This window comes from Elstera litoralis (genome assembly GCF_000963705.1).
Lineage (GTDB): Bacteria > Pseudomonadota > Alphaproteobacteria > Elsterales > Elsteraceae > Elstera > Elstera litoralis.
Map to the genome: position 1 here is coordinate 1 of NZ_LAJY01000612.1, position 1,982 is coordinate 1,982.

At 51.0% G+C, this 1,982-nt stretch carries 1 protein-coding gene; it reads left to right on the forward strand.

Going from position 1 to position 1,982, the window contains the following annotated elements:
* Positions 1 to 421: 421 nt before the first annotated feature.
* Complete coding sequence (locus VZ95_RS18210; protein WP_045777119.1) at positions 422 to 1,780, forward strand: autotransporter outer membrane beta-barrel domain-containing protein; 1,359 nt, start codon at positions 422 to 424, stop codon at positions 1,778 to 1,780.
* Positions 1,781 to 1,982 lie beyond the last annotated feature (202 nt).

Genomic DNA, 1,982 nt, shown 5'->3' on the forward strand with positions numbered 1-1,982 from the left:
TTGGAAATCGTTTGGCGAACAGTTACGACCGCCTTACCTAAATTGATAATAAATATATCGAAAACAGCACTTTAATCGATAATATAATCTCTAAAAAAATTGTTTTTAAATATTCTCTGATCTAGTGATTTTTAATGTTAAGGCATCTTGACGTCATCAGGCCTAAGTAAATTCTAGCAAGCAACAATTTGGTGAACGAGAGAGATTATTAAGTTCTGGGGCAGGTCATGAGGCTGGAGCCCAGGGCAGGTGACGGCCTTTTCGATAGGTTTAGACGCAAATTTTCGGGCATTAGGTCGTCATCCTCATAGTTTTCGCTTTTTTATCGCTAATGCGCTATTTTAGTCACGGGGACATTTGTGTTATTTCCTGCTCAGAAACGTTCAGCCCGCCCCAACAGTATGATTCACAGGTGATACAATTGGCAAAGCGCGATCTCAAGACAACCAGTCAAAATTTGTTTCTGGTCGACGAGTCCGAATTGCCGGTTGAAATTTTGGATAGAATTGCCGGTGGCATTGTCGGCGTCAGCAAACCGAAAGAAGAATCGAAAGAAGCGAATATCGGTGCCGCCACTGATGCCGCGCCAGAATTTCAGCATACTGGTACAACCCAAGCCAGTGCCTCGGCCGGGGTGGTCAATGGCACGGCCACTGCGTCGGCCGGTGCTTCCGCAGGCCACACCCAGCAGGGCACTCTAGGCGATGTCATCGTTACGAATAAATATACGATCAGCGCGGCGGCGAACGCGACGGCAAGCCCCACCGGGGTAGGGGCAGGCGCGACGGTTGGGGCGGGCGTTTCTACGACCTTTGACCTCGGCAAAAACGTTGAGATTGAGACGGCCACGACCATATCCGGAAAAGTCGGCGTGGCCGTCGGTGTCGAAAACGGTTCCCTGAAGGGCACGGTGGGCGCGAAAGCCGGCGTTGAGAGCAGCGTCGAACAGCGCTACACGTCCGACACTTTCGGCGACGGGGCTAAGGTCAAGCAAACCGCTTACGCGAAGGCCGAAATCTCGGCCGAAGCTGGAGCGGAAGGAACCCTAGGGGCCGGTGGGGCCAAGATGAAGACCGTCACAACGGCGGGTGCAGCCTATCGGGCGGGCGTGACCGCTGAGGTCGGGAATGATACCGCCACCAGTAAAGTTTCGGCCGGCGTCATCTCCCCCGGTGCCTTTTCCCAGGGCGTTACCGGCGGCGCCACTTACGACGGCGGCAAGCTGAAACTGGAGATTGGCGGCGAAATTGCGATTGGGATCGCCGGGGCCTCGCTCAAGCTCGACCTTGGCCTGCAACTCTTCGACAATACGCATACCGTCGGCTCCGATAAGGAGATCAAAGACGTCGAAACTGCGATAAAAACTATCGCGGCTAGTGCTGGTGGGATGCTCACGGATACGTTACAGCGCGATTTGGCACAGGATGCCGCCGAGGCGAAGCAAGTGGCGCAGCGAGCAACCCTTGGCCGGAGTGATGCCCAAAGAAGCGCCGATCAATATAATCAGCAGGTCGAAAAACGCGCCGATGAGATGGAAGATAAATTAAAAGAAGTTCTTGAGTTGAAGGCTAAAGTTGCCGCCCAACCCGCGTCCCAGAAAAATGCCGATCAATTGAAAAATCTGGCGGTTGAAGAAAAAGAAGTTCGGAATAAAATTGGTCAATGGCAAAAGGAAATGGAGAGTCCGGAAGAGGTTAAAAAGCGTTCTCAAATTCAAAATAATCTGATTATTCAAGAAAAAAAGAGCCGACCTGCTTCAGGATGTTGCACACGCCATTGAAACCCGCGCTGAAATGGTCAAAAAAATAGATTTCGTCGGGACAGTCATTACGGCCGAACTGACGATGACAAAAGCCGAGAATGCGCTGGAGACAAAAGAAAGAGAATATCAGCTCAAAATGCAAAGCTTAGCTAATTTTGATAAAGAATTCTCGAAAGTTGAGAACCAGGTGAATAAAGAATTGAAGGAGATTGCGGCGGAT